The organism is Cobetia sp. L2A1, from assembly GCF_009796845.1.
Taxonomy (GTDB): Bacteria; Pseudomonadota; Gammaproteobacteria; order Pseudomonadales; family Halomonadaceae; genus Cobetia.
The window spans coordinates 2,753,919-2,772,589 of sequence record NZ_CP047025.1; the positions used below are offsets into that span (position 1 = coordinate 2,753,919).

Here is an 18,671-nt window from a genome sequence, read left to right on the forward strand (position 1 = left end):
GGAAATGGGAGCATCACGATGAAGTGACATTCCATCATTCATCATGAGATCGCGCCTCTTTACGAAAGCATTTCGATTACATGAAGAATCCACATTACTGCCGCTTACTTTCCTTTATCTCGCAGACCAAAAAGTCCTAAATACGAGACGTTATGCGACACCCACCTTGGTGAACGTCTTGCGCCTCACTCGCGATAGCCTCCATGGATCGGTGACCACGTCCATGAGAGGGCTGTCGCGTAAACAGTGAAGGGATAGGCCTAGCGACCAAACTCGACCTGGCGAGCATTTTACCTTATCCAGACTGATCTCCAATCTCACACCGTTACAAAAATCCAATAAAAACATTGGTTTGTATTATCCCCAGTACGGCTTATGTCGCCGTAACATGGATGGACATGTAGCCACTTACAGACACTGATAGCGGCACTACGTCGGCAAAATGACACAGCCTTTTGCGGGATATCAGCTGCCATGCGGGTCATGGCTTGAATCGCTACTCAAAAAAATAGCCACAAGCATGTCTCTAATAATCCACATCAAGATTACTCTTTTTTACATAAATATTTTACGCCAGTTAAACGCTCGCAATACGCACCTCATCAAGGTGGACAGGCCATGATTTCCCGTTACCATGAGCCACGCTTCAAGGACTTCAAGGCCTCAATTATCAGAGAAATGGACTGATGTGCGAGGCTGAAAAGACAGTGAAGCGGACATGGCCAACGGAGCCGGCCATGGCAGGAACACCTCGGGACGAGGCTGCGCCAGGGAAGACGCCACGGACGGTGTCAGGGATGGCGCCCCACTCCTGTTTCGTAATCTTCAGCAGCAGGATCTTGCGGCAGCTGTCATTGCCGTACGCCATGTGGCTGCACTTGCTACTGCAGCAACCCATGCTGCGGTACGGCGACGCAATCCTGACCGGCAGACAACCGGTAATGCTCAACTGGGAGACATCATCATGCGTAAATCAAGACTCGGTGCCGTTCTCGGCCTGACCGGCGCCCTGCTGGTAGCAGGCAACGCCCTGGCCGAAGAAGAAGCGCCTCAAGGTGCAACTGGTACCACAGGTACGACCGGCACGACTGGCACCACCGGCACGACTGGTACTACCGGCACGACTGGTACTACCGGCACGACTGGTACTACCGGCACCACCGGCACGACTGGCACCACGGGTTCAGTCCCGACCGGCAGCGCCGCAGGTACTGGCACAGCCAGCCAGAATGCGACCGGCAGCGTAACGCCGAGCGCCAATGGCGGAAGTGTTGCCGCTGGTGCAGCGACAGGGACGGTTGGCGGCGGTACCGGCACGACAGGTACCACTGGCACCACCGGCTCGACCGGTACTCGCTGATGACAGTGCGTGCATCTCAAGGGCACCGGTCTGACCGGTGGCAGGCGGCGGCATGCCGTCCACTCGCATTGCTGGGTGTCACCGCATGCCTGGCAACACTGAGTGGTTGTGCCCAGATGGTCTCGAGTTCGCTCGAGGACACCTTCGGGCGCGATGACTTTGACGCTGCACGCGCCAGCGAGCTGCCCTATGCCTCACTCAAGCTGCGACATGCCAACAACACCGCGTTGGTGGTACTGGCAACGCTTGGCGGCAATGGGCGAATTGCGCGGTTCGAGAGTCGCGATCGCGGCATCCTCGAACTGCGCGATGGCGTTCTGTCCGCCACTTCGGGCTTCGCCCGTGATGTGGCGGACAGGCGTGAACAAAGCACTACCGGGCGCGCCTTGGCGCGTCCGGCCTGGCTGATGGACAGCGGCACCTCCTATCGCGTCAGTGTCAGTGCGTTATCGCCCTACCCGCGCCAACTGGAACGCCAGGATGCCGCCTCCACCGGTAGCCAGCGCCAGGACACCGTGGCCGTCATGCACGTCCATGAAGCCGAAGCGCATCTTGAATGCGATGCCGCCGCGCCTTATCAGCTGCCCCTGGCCGAGCTGAATCTTCAGCATTGCAGTGAAATCCTGCGGTGGGATGACGGAAGCACCAGCACCAATGAACTCTGGCGCGATGATACTCGTGTCTGGGCCGCTGACATGACCGCATGGCCGGATGGCCCTCGGTTTGGCTGGGAGATTGCCAAGGCATGGTGATCCCGACGATACGCCCCTCATATTCCCGACTGGCCTCTCTTGTCACTGCCGTCGCGTTCACGACGCTCGCCGTTAGTGCTCTCCATGTGCCTGTCGCGATGGCCCAGGCAACACCGCTGCCCTTCAGTGCCGCCAGCACACCGCTGGCGAGCCAGGTATTGGAGCAGCAATGGGCGGCCATGGCGCAACAAACGCCTGAGCAAGCATCTGACAAGAGCCCCGCGCCACGTGCAGATCGCAGACCGCTCGACTGGCGCTACAGCTTTGTCAGCACGCCGTTGATTCGCCAGCAGATGGCCAGCAAGGCCAATCGCCTGAGCGCTGAAATCGGATTGATTGCGGCCCGTTATGACGTGGCCGCCACGCCAGGCAGCCCGAGCGCCCGTTACGTGACAGCACTGCACGAATGGGAGCGTTATCTCGATCAGGGACGCGACAAGACCCGCAGCGATAACGTGATGGCACGCCTGCCCGGCCAGCTTGACCCACGTCGCGACATTCGCGATGGCCCGCAGGCGATCCGCATCGCGCCGGGCATGGTCATCGGTGCCTGCCAGGCGCCCGACAGCATCCTCATCATGGATGCCAGCGGTGTACATCAGCGCCAGTGGCGCCCCAATCTGACGCTGGATGCGTTGATCGATGAGCGCAGTGATGCCGATGCCCTTGGGGATGCCAGCCATGTGAGCCTCGTCACGCCGCAGGGCCAGGTTCTGACGCGCCCGATTGCCGTCTGGAACCGACTGACCCGCGGCGACGCCGATCTGCCCATCGCACCGGGCGCCAGTATCGTCATCAACACGCCGGGGATCGATACCGCCCAGCAGTGGGTCAATCAGGCGCTACCCGAGTGGCTGGCCAGTCGCCTGCCCGGCCATGACTGCCAAAGCTGGCAGCTGGACGCCGCAACGCTGCCCGCCGCGTCAGCCCCCAGCGCCGCCATGCCTCACTCCTGAGCAGCACCATCACGCTCACCTTCCCGCGCACCCACCCCATTCACGCTCGCACGCCACCGGCGTGTGAGCTTGCGAGATGTCCATGTCGAGTCCCTTTCGTCCCGCCAATCGTGTCGTCAACCGCCCTGCTGCTCGGCCTGTCGCGCTTGCCGCGCCATCACGCCCTGCCCCTGCGCGCCATGGCTGGCTGATATTGGGTCTCGCCGGCGGCCTGCTGAGCGCTCAGATCGCGCAGGCCGCGACAGGAGAGTCCCAGAGTGACTTCGGCGGCGTCGGCCTGATGCAGACCCCGACCGCCCGCTTCGCCCCCAAAGGCGAGCTGAGTTTCACCTATAGCCGCACCCAGCCTTACAAGCGTTTCAGCGTCAACGCGACACCCTTTGATTGGATGGAGCTGGGCTTTCGTTACGTCTCGGTCGAGACGGTCAGCTATGGGGACGCGGCCCCCGATCGCGATTACCTGGATAAATCATTCGATACCAAATTCCGTCTGGCAGAAGAAGGCCGCTATCAGCCAGAAGTGGCGGTGGGCCTGCGAGATCTCGGCGGTACGGGCCTGTTCAGCTCCGAGTATCTGGTCGCCAGCAAGCGCTACGGTGATCTCGACTTCACGCTCGGACTCGGCTGGGGCTATCTGGGCACGCGTGGCGACTTCAGCAACCCCTTGAGCGTGATACGCAGCAGCCTGGAAACACGCAGCGACACCACCAGTGATGATGGTGGCGACTTCTCGCTTGGCAGCATGTTCAGTGGCAGTCCCGCCTTCTTCGGTGGTATCGAATACCAGACCGGCTGGGACCCGCTGACGCTGATGCTGGAATACGAAGGCAATGACTATTCCGACGAGCCATTGACGGTCGAGATCGATCAGGACTCGCCGTTCAATGTCGGCGCGACCGTCAAGGTCAATGACAACCTCTCGCTGCATGGCGGCTGGGAGCGCGGCAATACCGCGATGCTTGGCCTGTCGTTGTCGACCAATCTGGCAGGAATGTCCCAGGCCAAGGACGACGGTACGCCGGAGGAAGTCGCTCCCAGTACTCACAGCCGCTACCGCAATGACCAGACACCGGAAGCCTTCCGCATCCGCTCTCTGGATGAGGCCAATCGCCCCGCCGCATCATCGGACGACATGTCTCGCAAGGCATCTGCCTCCGCCGCTGTCAGCACCGGCCTGAATGCCAGAACGGACCTGAATAGCAGCACCGCGCCAGATGCCGGAGCGACATCGGACTTCACGACGCCATCTTCCCGTGAAGAAGGCAGCGATGCGGGCAAGCTTCTGACCCTCACTCCGCAGACCAACGAGCCCGAGTCAGAGACGCCAGCAGCCGAGATCCAGATGCAGGACGTGGACTGGGAGGCACTGGCCGATACGCTGCGCGCCCAGACCGGCCTGGACGTCTCACGTCTGCGCGTCGAGGGCGACACCCTGGTGGTGGAGGCCGAAGCCACGCGCTTCCGCAAGGACCTTCAGGCGGAAGGGCGCGCCAATCGCGTGCTGCACAACCGTCTGCCGAAAAGCATTACCAGCTTCCGCTATCGCTTGAGCAGCAATGGCCTGGCCCTGCGTGAGGACAACCACCCGCGCGAGCCTTTCGTCGCCGCCGCCAATGACCGTCGCTTCGGCGCCGAATACGAACACTCCATCACCGCGCGCGCTGCCAGCCCTGCTACGGACGCATCCGAGCGCAAAGGCTCCACGGTGCTCGACCGTGAACCTTCCGGCTTCAGCTGGGGTGTCTCGCCCAACCTCAAGCAGAACTTCGGTGGCCCCGATGGCTATCTGTATCAGTTCAATCTGCAACTGGATGCACTGTGGCGCACTGACCGCAATGGCTGGCTGACTGGCGTCGCGAGCTATCAGGTGGCTGACAACTTCGATAAATATGACTATATCGCCGATTCCGATCTGCCCCGCGTGCGCACCTATGTCGGTGAATACCTGAAAGAGACGGATCTGGGCATCACCAACCTTCAGTACACGCGGACGCATCAGTTCGGTCGCGACTGGTACGCCCAAGCCTATGGCGGCATTCTCGAGATGATGTATGCGGGGGTGGGGGCGGAAATTCTCTATCGCCCGATGAACAGCTCACTGGCGCTGGGCCTGGATATCAACCGCGTTCGTCAGCGAGCGTTTGATCAGCAGTTTGGCCTGCGCGATTACTCAGTGACGACCGGGCATGCCACGGCTTACTGGCAGACAGGCTGGCACGATGTGCTGGTCAAGGGCTCGGTGGGACGCTATCTGGCCGGGGATGTCGGGGCAACGCTGGACATGTCACGCAGTTTCTCCAACGGTGTCAGCGTCGGGGCCTGGGCGACCATGACCGATGCCGGCGACGATTACGGCGAGGGTAGCTTCGACAAGGGGCTGTACGTGAGCATCCCGCTGGACGCCTTCTTCACGACATCCAGCAAGGGCAGCACCGGCTTTGCCTGGGCGCCGCTGACGCGTGATGGTGGCGCACGCCTCAACCGTCGTTATCAGCTCTATGACATGACCAATGATCGCGATCCGGGCGGGTATTGGAACGGGATCGACAAGGTCTACAAGTAATCCTTGCGCGAGTGTGTTTCACTGCCGCCGACAGCTTGCTGGTTCGCGGCAGGCTGATTCATTGTCCCACACGAAGCCTTGATGACTATTTCGATGACCCTTTCGACGATTGATGTATCGCCCGTGATCGCCAGTGACGCGACCTCACCTGCGCCTGGCGAGATCGCCTGCAGCAACTGCCAGGCGTGCTGCTGCCGACTGGAAGTCATCCTGCTCACCGATACCGGTGTGCCGGACTACCTCATCGATGAGGATGAATGGGGCGGAGAAGTCATGCGCCGCCTCGATGATGGCTGGTGTGCCGCCGTCGATCGCGAAACGCTGATGTGCACCATCTATGATCGCCGGCCGATGCTCTGCCGCGAGTACGAGATGGGCAGCCCGGAATGTGAAGACGAGCGTCTCGAAAACGGCCTGGATCAATGATCCAGGCCGTTGTGTCTTCGTGAACGTGTCTTTGCGGACGTGCCCTTGCAAACGACAGGCGTGCCGTCAGGCAACATCCACCTGCGCTTCTGCCGGACGCTCGACAGGTGGCTGATGCATAGCGCGCATATGGCCGTGGACTTCGACCTCGCGGTGCCAGCTGAGCGCCTGCTCCAGACAATGCGGCGTATGCCCTCCCCGCTGGCAGGCTTGCTCGAAGTAGGCCCGCAGGGCCGGACGATATAGCGGGTCGGAGCAATGCTCGATGATCAGCTCGGCACGCTCTCTCGGCGCCAGCCCACGCAAATCTGCCAGGCCATGCTCGGTCACCAGAATATCGACATCATGCTCGGTATGATCGACGTGGCTGGCAAACGGCACCACGCTTGAGATATCACCGCCCTTGGCCAGCGACTTGGTAATGAATACCGAGAGCTGGGCGTTGCGCGCGAAGTCACCAGACCCCCCGATGCCATTCATCATCCGCGTACCACACACGTGGGTAGAATTGACGTTGCCGTAGATATCGAACTCCAGCGCCGTATTGACGGCGATCACACCGAGGCGACGCACGATGCCCGGATGATTGGAGAGCTCCTGTGGGCGCAGGATGAGGCGATCCCGATAGCGCTCCAGATCTTTCCAAAGCGTCTGTCCGCGCTCCTCGGTGACAGTGATGGAGGAGCCGGAGGCGAAATCGAGCTTGCCGGCATCCAGCAGATCAAAGGTGGAGTCCTGCAGCACCTCGGAGTACATGGTCAGGTGCTCAAAGGGACCATCCTTGAGGCCACTCATCACGGCGTTCGCCATGCTGCCGATACCCGCCTGCAGCGGCAACAAGGCCGGTGTCAGCCGCCCCAGCGTCACTTCCTGCGTCAACAGCCCCACCAGATGACCCGCAATCTTCTGCGTATCGACATCTGCCGGTGCACAGCTGGAGGGGCTGTCCTTGCCGCGCGTCAGCACGATGGCAGCGATCTTGTCGGGATCGATGGGAATATAGGGCGTGCCGATGCGCGAGTCTGGCGCGACGACCGGAATTGGCTGACGGCTCGGGCGCATCTGTGGAATATAGATGTCGTGCAGCCCCTCAAGGGCAGCTGGCGATTCCAGATTCAGCTCGATGATGACCTTGTCGGCCAGGATGGCGTAGCTGGCCGAGTTGCCCACCGAGGTGGTCGGCACGATGCCGCCATCGGCGGTGATGGCGCATGCCTCGATCACCGCGACATTCATCTCGCTCAGCTGGTGATTGCGCAGTAGCTCGACCGTCTCCGACAGGTGCTGATCGATGAACATCACCTCACCTGCATTGATCGCACGGCGCAGTACCGGGTCCACCTGAAACGGCATGCGACGGGCCAGCAGGTGCGCGTCGGCCATCTGGCCATCGAGGTCATTGCCCAGTGAAGCGCCTGTCATCAGCGTGATCGAGAACGGCTCACGGCGTGCCTTCTCGACCAGCGCCAGCGGCAAGGCCTTGGCCTCCCCCGCCCGCGTGAAGCCGCTCATGCCGACGGTCATGCCATCCTGAATCAGTTCGGCGGCCTTGGCGGCGCTCATATGGCGCGACTCCCACCCCTGCCAGCGACAGCGCTTGGCAAGTTCGGCGCGTGAGGCATCATCCAGCTCGCTGATCTCGACGCGTGATAGCAACGAGAGCGTTTCCTGCTCCGGCGAAGATGTCTCATCTGGCAACTGGCCAGTGCCAATAGTGGTAGCACCAAGGGGAGTGGGAGCAGAAGTAACGGAGCCAGTAGAGCGAGAAGAAGGCAAAGACACGGCGACAGGTACCTCGGTGACAGGTGAGTACCATGAACGAATACACGCAAGGGGGATCATGGCAACGACAGGAAAAGGGAATGCGAGGAGCAGAGTACTGAATACTGAATGCTGCGTACTGAGTGCCAAGAGCTGAATGCCAAGAACAGAGTGCGCCAGGCAAACCATCAGGAAGCACTCATATTAGCTTCCCATGTCGACTAGCCTCCTGCATCAGGCCTTGGTCGATATCGTGGTTCAGAATGCGGAATCCAGAGGTGCAGGAATGTCGACCTGCTGGTGTGAATGCGCGTCCATGAAAAATCCCGCACCTGATGAGGGTGCGGGATTTTTCATGGCGGCATTTGATGACCTTGCGACATTCGTGAGCAAACGCGCAGGCAAGTACCGTGGCGTTACACCATGCGGTCAAAATCCATGTTGTCGAAGCTGTCTGGCGCATCGGCGTAGCCATACAGCGTATTACGGCGTTGCAGGCGGAATTCACCCAGCAGCTGCTCGTAACGACGCGGCACTTCGGCATTGTCACGCGTCACGATATACAGATTCTCATAGACCGCCTCGGTCAGTGGCATCTCTCGCACCTGACGCTGCCACGGCGAGGTTTCAAGCACGGTACGCGAGACCACCGTAAAGCCAAGGCCACGTGCCACGGCGTCCAACACCATGCCGATGTCATTGGTGAAGCCCTGCTGCGGGAAGTGGCTCATGGAGCGGAACTCGCCGGTGAAGTTGGCGCGCAGCAGCGCACTGGCGTTATTGACACCGTCCGCGTAATTCATGAAGCCCAGCGCCATCAGCTCGTTGAGGCTGTTACCGGCAAAATCGGCCGGCACCACCAGACACAGCGGCTCCTGATGCCAAAGCTCGAAGTTGAGATCAGGGTGCTTGACCGGTTCGGTAACGATACCGAGATCAAAACGACCGGCCAGCACGTCCTGCACGATCTCGGAATTGTAGGCAAAGCTGTAACTTACCGTCAGTCCCGGATGCTGCTGCTGATAGCCCAGCGTAAACGGATAGAACATCAACCCGACGCTTGAAGGGCTGGCCACGCGACATTCACCACTATCAGGAGAGTCATCATCCAGTGAGTGCATGAACTGAGTGTGCTCGGCAAACAGCTTGATGGAGTAGTCGTAGCAGCGTCGTCCCGCCGAGGTCAGCGAGAACTTGCGCCCCTGGCGATTAAGCAACGAGCGCTCCAGGTACTGCTCCAGCTTGCGGATGTGCTGACTCACGCCAGGCTGGGTCATTTCCAGCTTGCGTGCGGTATGGGTAAAGCTGCCGGTCTCCACCAGAGTGATGAAGGTACGAAAATACTGGGCATTGAACATGGAGGCACTGACCACTCACAAACGGGGGACGCGGCTCGGCGCGTCGTGTTGCCGAATAGCGGCCTGAATGTCTACACAGGCGCCACCGACCCGCAAAGTACACAACTCTACCAGAGCCAGCGCCGTGGCGCAGCGCTGCGCGGCAGCGGTCTTGCGTGTTAGCATCGTCATCATCATCACGCATGAATTGTCGAGTGCAGCAGTGACCATGATTCCGCGGCCGCGTGCTACGGAATGAAGGCCATTTTCTGCTCTTTTTATTTGTCTTTGCTGGCACCCATGAGTGCTGGCATGAAACACGAGATGCTCCCGATGCTTGATCCTCTGGCCGCACGCGGCGAAGCCATTCATAAAGCGCTGCTTGCGATGGAAAGCGAATGCGCTGAAGCTGACCTGTTCCCACTGGGTTACATGATTCCCCAGGTGGAATTGGTGCTCGAGAATGCCGATTACGAGGCCAATGATGTGGTCGCGGAAGATTTTGACGCCACCTTTGAAGAGTGGATGCAGCACGCCTTTGCACAAGACAGCATGGGCGTGGATGACCGCGAGCGCATCGGCGAACTCTGGATTGAAGTCCAGAACCGCGCCCAGCAAACCTTGGGCGCCTGACACAAGGAAGACGGTCATGAATTCTGTCACCAGTGAAGCCACCACCTACTCACGCGATTCAAGCTCTACGCTGGTTTCTACCATCATCTCGCCGGAAGGCAGCCTGGAAGTGCTGTCTCAGGATGAGGTCAATCGCCTGCGCGATACCTCCTCCAATGGCCTGCATGACATTCTGCGCCGCTGTGCGCTGGCGGTACTGAACTGCGGTAGCCAGACCGATGACAGTGTCTCGGTGCTCAATGCCCACAAGACCTTCGAGATTGAAGTGCTGCAGCAGGATCGTGGCATTCGCCTCAAACTCGATAATGCGCCGGGCGACGCCTTCGTCGATAGCAAGATGATTCGCGGGATCCGCGAGCACCTTTCCAGCGTGCTGCGCGATATCGTCTATGTGGCCAACGAGATCCAGAACTCGCCGCGCTTTGATCTCGACACCACTGAAGGCACCACCAACGCGGTGTTCCATATCCTGCGCAATGCCGGTGCCCTCAAGGCCTCTCGTGAGCCGAGTCTCGTCACCTGCTGGGGTGGCCACTCCATCAATCGCGAAGAGTATGAGTACTCCAAGGACGTGGGCTATCACCTTGGCCTGCGGGAAATGGACATCTCGACCGGCTGTGGTCCGGGGGCGATGAAGGGGCCGATGAAAGGCGCCAATGTCGCGCATGCCAAGCAGCGTCGCAAGACGGGTCGCTATCTGGGCATTTCGGAGCCCGGCATCATTGCCGCCGAGTCACCGAACCCGATCGTCAATGAACTGATCATCATGCCGGATATCGAGAAGCGCCTTGAAGCCTTCGTGCGCACGGCACATGGCATCATCGTCTTCCCGGGCGGCGTGGGCACGGCAGAAGAGATACTCTATCTGCTGGGCATTCTGCTGCATCCGGAAAACGAGGGGCTGCCCTTCCCGGTCATCTTCACGGGCCCGGCGTCCAGCGCTGAGTACTTCAAGCAGATCGACGCATTCATCACCTATACCCTGGGTGACGAAGCACGCTCGCGCTATACCATCATCGTCGATAATCCCGTCGAGGTGGCGCGCACCATGCACGCAGGCATTGAAGAAGTGTCAGAGTTCCGGCGTAGCCATCACGACGCCTTCTACTACAACTGGCGCCTGCACATTGCCCCGCACTTCCAGCAGCCGTTTGCGCCGACGCACGCCAACATGTCCAGCCTTGCGCTCCATCGCAATCAGCCGGTGCATGAACTGGCCGCCAATCTGCGCCGCGCCTTCTCGGGCATCGTTGCAGGTAACGTCAAGCAGGAAGGTATCGAGGAGATCGAGCGCGACGGTCCTTTCCGCCTGACCGCCGAGCCGGAGCTGATGCAGCGTCTTGATGCCCTGCTGACGTCCTTCGTGGCTCAAGGGCGCATGAAGCTGCCGGGCACCGACTACGTGCCTTGCTATACGCTCAGCAAGTGATGTGCGCCTGACGCGAGTCAATCGCTGATGTGCCTGTCGCTGACATGCAAATCACATTGTCGCGACTTACCACGCAAAACGCCCCGATCATGACTGATCGGGGCGTTTTGCGTTGGTAGCAACTGGCAGCAACTGACACTGGGCGCACCGGACAAGCGTTGGCTTGCCGAGCATCGAGCTCGTGCGTCCTACGTGTCCTTGCGTCCGCGATGCATCCACAGGCTGATCACATGCGCGACCAGACCCAGTGTCAAACCATCCACCAGCACTTCAAGGCCACCTTCCTGCACACGATCCAGCATCGGTGCGGCAAAGTTGAAAGCCGCCATCGCAGCCAGCCCTACCACCATCCAGACCAGCAGGCGACGCATCAGCATTGGCACTTCGTCCTTGGCGATGTCCGGCAGCTGGCGGTAGATATAAACGCCTAGCGCGGTGACCGCCACGGCAAAGCCCACTATCAGCATCAGGCGCGTGTTATCGCCACTCATCAAGAAGCGCGGGATATTGGCGAGCATCACCACGGCCAGACCCGCCAGCACGGTGACACGCTGCGGAGTCAGGTTACGGGCGCGGGGATGATCAGGTTTCAATTTCGGCATGCAATCAGTCTCTGGTGTACGTCACACGGGGATGAATCATACAGACGTGTCAGGCGAACGACTCAAGCAGTCGCGGGCAGGGTCGGAATCCAAGACTCCACCCACGGCAGCGCCGCATCATCTGCCATGAAGGTTTCCATGGCATCAATCTCGAGACGCTCACCGTGGCGCGTGGCACCGAGATCTGCCAAGCGCTCATCAAGATGACGGCCAGCGCCGCAGTAGGTGTCGCCGTAGGAGCTATCACCCAGCGCGATCAACCCATAGCGCAACCAGTCGAGTGCCGGTGATTCGGCACCGAGCGAATTGAGGAAGCCCATCAGATTGCCAGGCACATCGCCACTGCCGGTCGTGGAGGTGACGAACAGCGCCAGATCAGGCCGAGTCTCGGTCAGATCTGCCAGTGTCGGCTGGTCGAGCACCTCGACCGTATACCCTGCCTGCTCGAACAGCGGTTGCACCTGTTCAGCCACATCCAGTGACCCACCATACATCGTGCCGACAAACATCTTCAGAAGCGCCATGCATCCTTCCTTATCCGGACTATCACCCGCCAGCGGCGAGAACATGAATACAGCGTCAAGCGCGATCTCATATCGCACCCGACATTTGGTCGCGATGGTAGCACAGCGAACCGACCTGCCGCAGGCACTGCCAGCCTTCAGTAACCCGCTCCCAAGGGAATGGGATGGCGTAGCGTGCCACGTACGAGTCGTACGCATTTACTGCACCACTTGTCGCTTGTTTGCGCATTATTCAGACATCATCCGCCGTCAAGGCGCTTTTATGGCATCTGTCTGTCATCAGATACGGAACCATCTCCTTTATCTGACGTCTGAGCCGAAGTAGCAGCAAAAATAGTGCGTAGGACATTGAACCCTGACCTACAAGACACAAGTCGTCCCATCTTGCTGATACCGGAGTCGCGCAATACCTGGCTTCGTCAGATGCAACACTGATATAGCAGTGATATAGTTAGCCTGCTCAGGGAGGTATTGCCTCCTGATCCGTTATCTCCACTGACCCTGAGCTGGCGCATTCCTGACATGCCGCGTGCGAATGGCGCGTAACAGAACGATACGATTGTTGATCGATGAGCGCGTCTTTGCCGTGACATGTACACGGTTTGAGGGGCACGGTCATCGACAGGCAATCCGTTGTGCAGCGCCTGGCGCTGCGACGAGCCTTCCCTATGGCTCGTGACAAGGTGGGTGTTTCTCTGACGACACACCCAGACCCACTGAACAACCGGACCTATCCGATGAGCGATATCGACGCCTATAACACCTTCCTGATGGTGGCAGACCTCGGCAGCCTATCCCGCGCCGCAGAGCGCCTGCGCCTGCCCAAGTCCACCGTCAGCCGTCGTCTCGATGCCCTCGAGGGTCGCTTCGGCACTCGTCTGGTCGAACGTGGCCACCGCGGCATTCGCCTGTCGGAAGCTGGCGAAACGCTATACCGATACGCCCGATCGATGGCCAACCTCGATGACGAGGCACATCGCGCCATCGAAGATCGTCAGTCTGATCTCACGGGCACCATTCGTATTCATGCCACACCGGCACTCGGGCGTCACTTCCTGGGCCGCGCGCTGACCAGCTTCCTGTCAGAGCACGATGGCGTCGATATCAAGCTGAAGCTGTGGCACAACGGCCGTGAGATTCTCGAGAACCAGCCGCACCTGGTGATCGGCTTCCCGCATCTTGCCGGCAGCACGCACGTCTTCCGCCCGCTGACGCAGTGGCAGCAAGCGGCCTACGCCGCCTCTCACGTCGAGGACCCTGACGAGCTGCCGTGGGGCGAATTGGAGCCACTCGTTTCTGGTACCTCGCTGTCGCGTCACCCGGAAGACCCGCGTCCGAATCACATCCAGTCCGATGACCTGGAAGTGCTGACGGATTACGTGGCTGACGGCCTGATTCGCGCCGTGCTGCCGACTGACTGGGTCAACTCGCTCAGCGAGCGCAACGGCCAGTCCTTCAAGCGCCTGGAATGTGACGAGATCCCGCCGGTCGAAATCGGCATGCTGCTACCGCGCGGCCCGATCCCGACCCGCGTTCGCCTGCTTGCCGACTGGCTGGCACGCGAGATCGGCAAGACAGAGCCGGAGCGCGTCACCGCCAAGGCCGCGCGTCGCACGGTCAGCGAAGTCGCTACCACGACAGGCTGATCAAGCGCGCCACACGACGCCCGCTCAGCGCAGCAAAAAAGGCCAGCCCTCAAGGGCTGGCCTTTTGCGTTCTGGCGCGTCATGTTTAGCATGCACTGAATCAACAACAGGCAGGCCTTCTCATGTGGCAACGCGACACCCTCACCCTCTCCGCCCGCAAGCGCGGCTTTCACCTCATCAGTGACGAGGTCGAGCACGCCCTCGCCGAGATGGGGCCCGTCAGTGTCGGCTTGCTGCATGTGCAACTGCTGCACACCTCCGCCTCGCTGACGCTCAACGAGAACGCCGACCCCGACGTGCGTCACGACATGGACGCCTTCCTGCGCCGCCTGGTGCCCGGCAACCTGCCCTACTTCCGCCACACACTGGAAGGCGATGACGACATGCCCGCCCACGTGCTCGCCAGCCTACTCGGCACCCAACTCACCCTGCCTGTCGAAGCCCATCGCGGCGTCAACCGCCTCGCCCTCGGCACCTGGCAAGGCATCTGGCTTGGCGAACATCGCGACCACGGTGGTAGCCGCAGGCTGTGTCTGACGCTAAGTGGCGAGTAATTAAGAAGATTAAATTCTTAATATTTAACTTTTATTTAATTGCTCAATAACTCCACTAATACCCAGCATAGTGATACCGCTATCTTGTCCAAGCAAACCCGAGTCGCTTCTACTAGGTACTGTACGAAAAGTCGGCTCGTAGACAGCGGCGTATGCAAGCTACGCATACCATCGCATAAAAGCTACGGGCTAACTTCTCATATCGCGTCGCACTAAGACGGAACTCTTTCAGCCAACTGAAAGAGCGCTCCACGATATTTCGCTGACGGTACATAGATTTATCGAAACCCCGTGGGAGACCTGGGCGGGATTTTCGCTTCATCTTTCGTTGCTTGATTCGTACACGGTAGCAGTAACGGCGCAACTCGTTACTGTCATAGCCCTTGTCTGCCACAATGTGGCGGCAACGTTTTCGTGGCAGACCAAGACTCCCCGGTAGATGAACCTTTTCCAGGGTGGACCTGAAGTACCGCGTATCCGACTCTTGTCCCGCTGAGAGCGAGAAGGCGATGGGCCAGCCAAGGCGATCACAGATCAAATGGATTTTGGTCGTGATGCCGCCACGACTCCGGCCCAGCGCATGGTTTAAGGGGTCTTCAGACCCCCCTTTTTGCCTTCACCAGCGGAGGCGCGTGTTGCACAAACGGCGGTTGAGTCGATCACCCAGGTTTCGAGATCCATCAGGCCATCTTCGCGAAGCCGAAGTTGAAGAAGCGACAAAACCGCCTCGAAGGTGCCGTCATTCCGCCATTGTCGGAACCTGGCGTAGACAGTACTCCAAGGGCCATAACGTTCGGGAAGGTCACGCCACTTAGCGACAGAGCAGAGGACCCAAATGATGCCGTTCAGCATCTGTCTGTGGTATTCCTGGGCCTGCCCATCGACTGAGCCGATGACACAATGTCTTCGATCAACTGCCATTGGCTATCAGAAACTTCGTAGCGTCCTGCCATACCGCAGCTATGCTGGATGTGCATGGGTCACATTAGCAAAAATGACTTTTCGTACAAAACCTAGAGATACCGCAGATGCTGCGCTTATAGCTTAAATGCAGGGACTGGCCCAAGTTACTTTAGAAACGTATAATTAATCATCCGAGCCCTGATAGCTATGTAATAAATGGATAATCAGTCACCTGGGAATCAGCAGCTATCTATCAAGTAGGTACTTAGTTACCCGGGGGCGACAGTTAAATATTAAAAAGAGGAACCTTGATGAACGATCAGCTATCCAAACTAATGCATGAACTTGACCAGTCAAAAGAGAAAACTAGCGAGCATTTAATTTCTTCAAAGATCAACAATGTTACCGAAGAAGATCAAAGCCCTGAAGCTATTGCTGAGAGAATTGCGTTTGAGTTTTGCGAGGATTATCTAGATAAGCAAAATGGCTGGGGTACATATTATGGCCCGATGATGGCTTGGGTTGGCGGCGATGGCAAGGCTTATGAAAGACCCAGTATTTCTTTAATCAATAACGATATTATTGAGCATTGGAAAAGTAGATCAGAGAATACTAACAACTCGATAATGAAGGCTCGATATTTAGGGCTTGTATGGGATCTCTCTGAAGCCGCTGTTGGCGAAAAACCTGACTATCAAATAGCTACTCAATATGTGAATGCCCTTCTTGATGTATCAGATAATGATTCTTGTGAATATCCAACTGAAACAATTACGAAGATTACTAGAGCTTATAATGTTGCTTTTAGTCTAAAGAAACCTGAGCTTATAGAAAGATGCATTGAAAGCGCCATTGAGTTGGAAGATAGAATTGCAGAGGATGACAAGCCAGGACTTTCGGGCTTTTGTTTTAACCTTTTCATTTTAGGTAAAAGTAAGCACTTATCTGAAACCCAAAGAAAAAAACTAATAGAAGACCTCGAGTCTCGACTAGTGCGAGTCTCTGAAAGCCATTCTCCTTGGAATTGTGAGTCGGTAGGCATTCCTTTAGCTACCTACTATCGCAGTAAAAAGATGGGCGATGAGGTGACTCGAGTAATCGATATTGTTGGATATTGTTTTGAGGAGGCGTGTGAAGGCTTGGCTCCAATGCAGGTTTCTTCTTGGCTTCAACATGTACATGATATCTATATTAGTTTTAACATGAAGGGAAGCGCGGAGAGAGTTTCAAAGAAAATTTCTGAGGTAGGTCCTGAAGTCGTAGCAAGTATGCAAGAGTTTTCTCATGGAATAGATATTCCTAAGGAAAAACTAGATACCTATCTAGATTCTATGACAAGTGGTTGTCTCGAAGAGACACTTTATAGAATAGCAGTACATTTTATCCCAAAGAAAGAACAAATAGAGCAACAGGTATTGGAGTTGGCAAAAAGTTATCCCTTGACATACTTGTTCACCAAAACACTGCAAGATTATAAAGGCAGGCCTATCGCCACTATTGGTGGGATTGAAAATGATCTAGAGGGAAACATTATTCATCAGCTTTCTCAGAATATGAATATTAATGCATTCTTCCTAAGAAGTTCATTCAAAAAAACCTTAGCTATTTACGAGACAAGTGCGGAGAAAATGACTGATTATGTTTACAAATCATCAATATTTGAAGAATCCCAAAAGAATCTTGTGCATTCAGGAATACAAGCGTACTTGAATGAAGATTATATATCTGCAATACATACTTTGGTACCTCAGGCCGAAGCGGCGGTCAGAACGTTAGTCGATTTAATGGGGGGTGCTACTTTACGGAAAAATAGACAGGGTGGATTGCAGTTAAGAACATTTGATGATTTGCTTAGGGATGAAAGCGTCGAAAGTTGCTTTGGTGTTGACTCATCGTTCTATTTTAGAATTCTACTTACCGACCAGAGGGGGTGGAATATACGAAATAATGTATGCCATGGAATCAGTCCGGCAAATGCTTTTAACTATTCAACGGCAGACAGAATTATGCATGTAATTCTTTGCTTGGCACTGGTGAGAGAGAGTTAATGTTTAACAAGATCTACTGTCACGTAACTTTTCCGCTGCGCTCCAGTTTTTCCGCAGAGCACGGCGTTATACATCAACATGGGAAGCCCGCTCGAGATTAAGAGAGGAGCTAGTGAAACAAGAGCCACTAGGTTTTGTACGAAAAGTCATTTTAGCTAAAGGTTCATCTACCGGGGAGTCTTGGCCGGCCACGAAAACGTTGCCGCCACATCGTGGCAGACAAGGACTATGACAGTAACGAGTTGCGCCGTTACTGCGACCGTGTACGAATCAAGCCGGTCATCGCTCAACGAAAGATGAAGCGAAAATTCCGCCCAGGTCTCCCACGGGGTTTCGATAAATCCATGTAGCGTCAGCGAAACATGGTGGAGCGCTCTTTCAGTTGGCTGAAAGAGTTCCGTCGTAGTGCGACGCGATATAAGAAGTTGCCCCGCAGCTTTTATACGATGGTATGCATAGCTTGCATACGCCGCTGCCTACGAGCCGACTTTTCGTACAGAACCTAACAACTATAAATTCTCATCATGCAAAGCCCATCATATCTTAAAGTCAAAAAAGGCCGCGAGTGATCGCGGCCTTTTTTGTTGTCAGGAGCTACTGAAACACGGGCTTATCGCGTCGAGTCCTCATCCCCTTCTGTGCCACCCATGGGGTCCATGGCGCGACTGGAGGGGTATCGGTAGGAGGCGAAGCGCACGGCAACGACAGACATGGCGAGCAGGAAGATGCCGCCACAGAGATAAAGCAGGCCGATATCAGGGGCTTTGTGGTGCGAGACGTCGCCGATGAGGTAGCGCGTCAGCGCGGTGATGGCGATATAGAGCAGAAAGCGGATCGGCAGGTGGTTGGTCTTGAAGTAGATGCCGACCATCGCGCCAAGTTCGAGATAGATGAACAGCAACAGGATGTCATCGACACTGGCTGCGCCCTTCTCGATCATCTCCATGAAGGCGGTGACCGAGGCGATGGCGATCGCACCACCGATGGCAAACAGCCCCAGATAATGGAAGCCTTCGACCAGAAAGTTACCGACTGAATTGGCGTGCTTGTGCATCTGATCCCGACTCTTGTCTAGCCAGTTCATGTCATGTCTCCTCGGACACCACCACGATGATAGTGGCTGTTTTTCTGCAAGAACGGGGCCGCTCGCCGGTGGGGTGTCGTCCGTAGTATTCAA

The 18,671-nt window shown here is 57.2% G+C and carries 15 protein-coding genes and 2 pseudogenes; 11 read left to right on the plus strand and 6 right to left on the minus strand.

Going from position 1 to position 18,671, the window contains the following annotated elements:
• The first annotated feature begins 718 nt into the window (after window positions 1-718).
• From GQR90_RS11705 to GQR90_RS11725, 5 genes are all read left to right on the plus strand, one after another.
• Entirely contained in the window at window positions 719-1,360 is a 642-nt protein-coding gene (locus GQR90_RS11705; RefSeq protein WP_158774271.1) for a hypothetical protein, read from the plus strand.
• The gene (locus GQR90_RS11710) at window positions 1,360-2,112 is read left to right on the plus strand and encodes a YjbF family lipoprotein (RefSeq protein WP_158774272.1); all 753 of its coding nucleotides are present in this window, start codon (window positions 1,360-1,362) and stop codon (window positions 2,110-2,112) included. Before GQR90_RS11705 ends, GQR90_RS11710 begins: the two co-directional genes overlap by 1 nt.
• Window positions 2,106-3,068: a capsule biosynthesis GfcC family protein gene (locus tag GQR90_RS11715; protein WP_158774273.1), complete on the plus strand. Its 963-nt coding sequence runs from the start codon at window positions 2,106-2,108 to the stop codon at window positions 3,066-3,068. Before GQR90_RS11710 ends, GQR90_RS11715 begins: the two co-directional genes overlap by 7 nt.
• 82 nt (window positions 3,069-3,150) lie before the next feature.
• Window positions 3,151-5,631 carry a YjbH domain-containing protein gene (locus GQR90_RS11720; protein ID WP_158774274.1) on the plus strand — a complete coding sequence of 827 codons (2,481 nt, stop codon included), beginning with the start codon at window positions 3,151-3,153 and terminating at the stop codon, window positions 5,629-5,631.
• Between the two features lie 81 nt (window positions 5,632-5,712).
• Entirely contained in the window at window positions 5,713-6,057 is a 345-nt protein-coding gene (locus GQR90_RS11725) for a YkgJ family cysteine cluster protein (RefSeq protein WP_158774275.1), read from the plus strand.
• 66 nt (window positions 6,058-6,123) lie between these two features.
• On the opposite strand, the gene GQR90_RS11730 is transcribed toward GQR90_RS11725, so the two are convergent.
• Window positions 6,124-7,839, minus strand: coding sequence for an acetyl-CoA hydrolase/transferase family protein (locus GQR90_RS11730; RefSeq protein WP_233266262.1), 1,716 nt, complete (start codon window positions 7,837-7,839; stop codon window positions 6,124-6,126).
• Between the two features lie 395 nt (window positions 7,840-8,234).
• Window positions 8,235-9,176 (minus strand): LysR family transcriptional regulator, encoded by a 942-nt coding sequence (locus GQR90_RS11735; RefSeq protein ID WP_024953390.1) that lies wholly within the window; start codon window positions 9,174-9,176, stop codon window positions 8,235-8,237.
• A 291-nt stretch (window positions 9,177-9,467) separates the two neighbouring features.
• Between GQR90_RS11735 and GQR90_RS11740 the strand changes: the two genes are divergently transcribed.
• Both GQR90_RS11740 and ppnN read left to right on the plus strand, forming a co-directional pair.
• Window positions 9,468-9,788, plus strand: coding sequence for a hypothetical protein (locus tag GQR90_RS11740; RefSeq protein WP_158774277.1), 321 nt, complete (start codon window positions 9,468-9,470; stop codon window positions 9,786-9,788).
• A gap of 16 nt (window positions 9,789-9,804) precedes the next feature.
• Window positions 9,805-11,217, plus strand: a complete 1,413-nt coding sequence (ppnN, locus tag GQR90_RS11745; protein ID WP_158774278.1) for a nucleotide 5'-monophosphate nucleosidase PpnN — start codon at window positions 9,805-9,807, stop codon at window positions 11,215-11,217.
• 188 nt (window positions 11,218-11,405) lie between these two features.
• On the opposite strand, the gene GQR90_RS11750 is transcribed toward ppnN, so the two are convergent.
• Together GQR90_RS11750 and GQR90_RS11755 are read right to left on the minus strand one after the other, a co-directional pair.
• Window positions 11,406-11,819 carry a hypothetical protein gene (locus tag GQR90_RS11750; protein ID WP_158774279.1) on the minus strand — a complete coding sequence of 138 codons (414 nt, stop codon included), beginning with the start codon at window positions 11,817-11,819 and terminating at the stop codon, window positions 11,406-11,408.
• A gap of 62 nt (window positions 11,820-11,881) precedes the next feature.
• Complete coding sequence (locus GQR90_RS11755) at window positions 11,882-12,343, minus strand: flavodoxin domain-containing protein (protein WP_158774280.1); 462 nt, start codon at window positions 12,341-12,343, stop codon at window positions 11,882-11,884.
• Window positions 12,344-13,011: 668 nt separating this feature from the next.
• On the opposite strand from GQR90_RS11755, the gene GQR90_RS11760 reads away from it, so the two are divergent.
• Window positions 13,012-13,989, plus strand: a complete 978-nt coding sequence (locus tag GQR90_RS11760) for a LysR family transcriptional regulator (protein ID WP_158774281.1) — start codon at window positions 13,012-13,014, stop codon at window positions 13,987-13,989.
• A gap of 122 nt (window positions 13,990-14,111) precedes the next feature.
• Window positions 14,112-14,543, plus strand: a complete 432-nt coding sequence (locus GQR90_RS11765) for a secondary thiamine-phosphate synthase enzyme YjbQ (protein WP_158774282.1) — start codon at window positions 14,112-14,114, stop codon at window positions 14,541-14,543.
• 112 nt (window positions 14,544-14,655) lie between these two features.
• Here the strand turns inward: GQR90_RS11765 and GQR90_RS11770 are convergent.
• Window positions 14,656-15,496 (minus strand): annotated as a pseudogene (locus GQR90_RS11770) (IS5 family transposase).
• Window positions 15,497-15,757: 261 nt separating this feature from the next.
• Between GQR90_RS11770 and GQR90_RS11775 the strand changes: the two are divergent.
• Window positions 15,758-17,494, plus strand: coding sequence for a DUF4209 domain-containing protein (locus GQR90_RS11775; protein WP_158774283.1), 1,737 nt, complete (start codon window positions 15,758-15,760; stop codon window positions 17,492-17,494).
• Window positions 17,495-17,655: 161 nt separating this feature from the next.
• A pseudogene (locus tag GQR90_RS17650) lies at window positions 17,656-18,000 on the plus strand (transposase); the annotation flags it as partial.
• 104 nt (window positions 18,001-18,104) lie between these two features.
• On the opposite strand, the gene GQR90_RS11785 reads toward GQR90_RS17650, so the two are convergent.
• Window positions 18,105-18,578, minus strand: a complete 474-nt coding sequence (locus GQR90_RS11785; RefSeq protein WP_158774285.1) for a phosphate-starvation-inducible protein PsiE — start codon at window positions 18,576-18,578, stop codon at window positions 18,105-18,107.
• Between the last annotated feature and the right edge of the window lie 93 nt (window positions 18,579-18,671).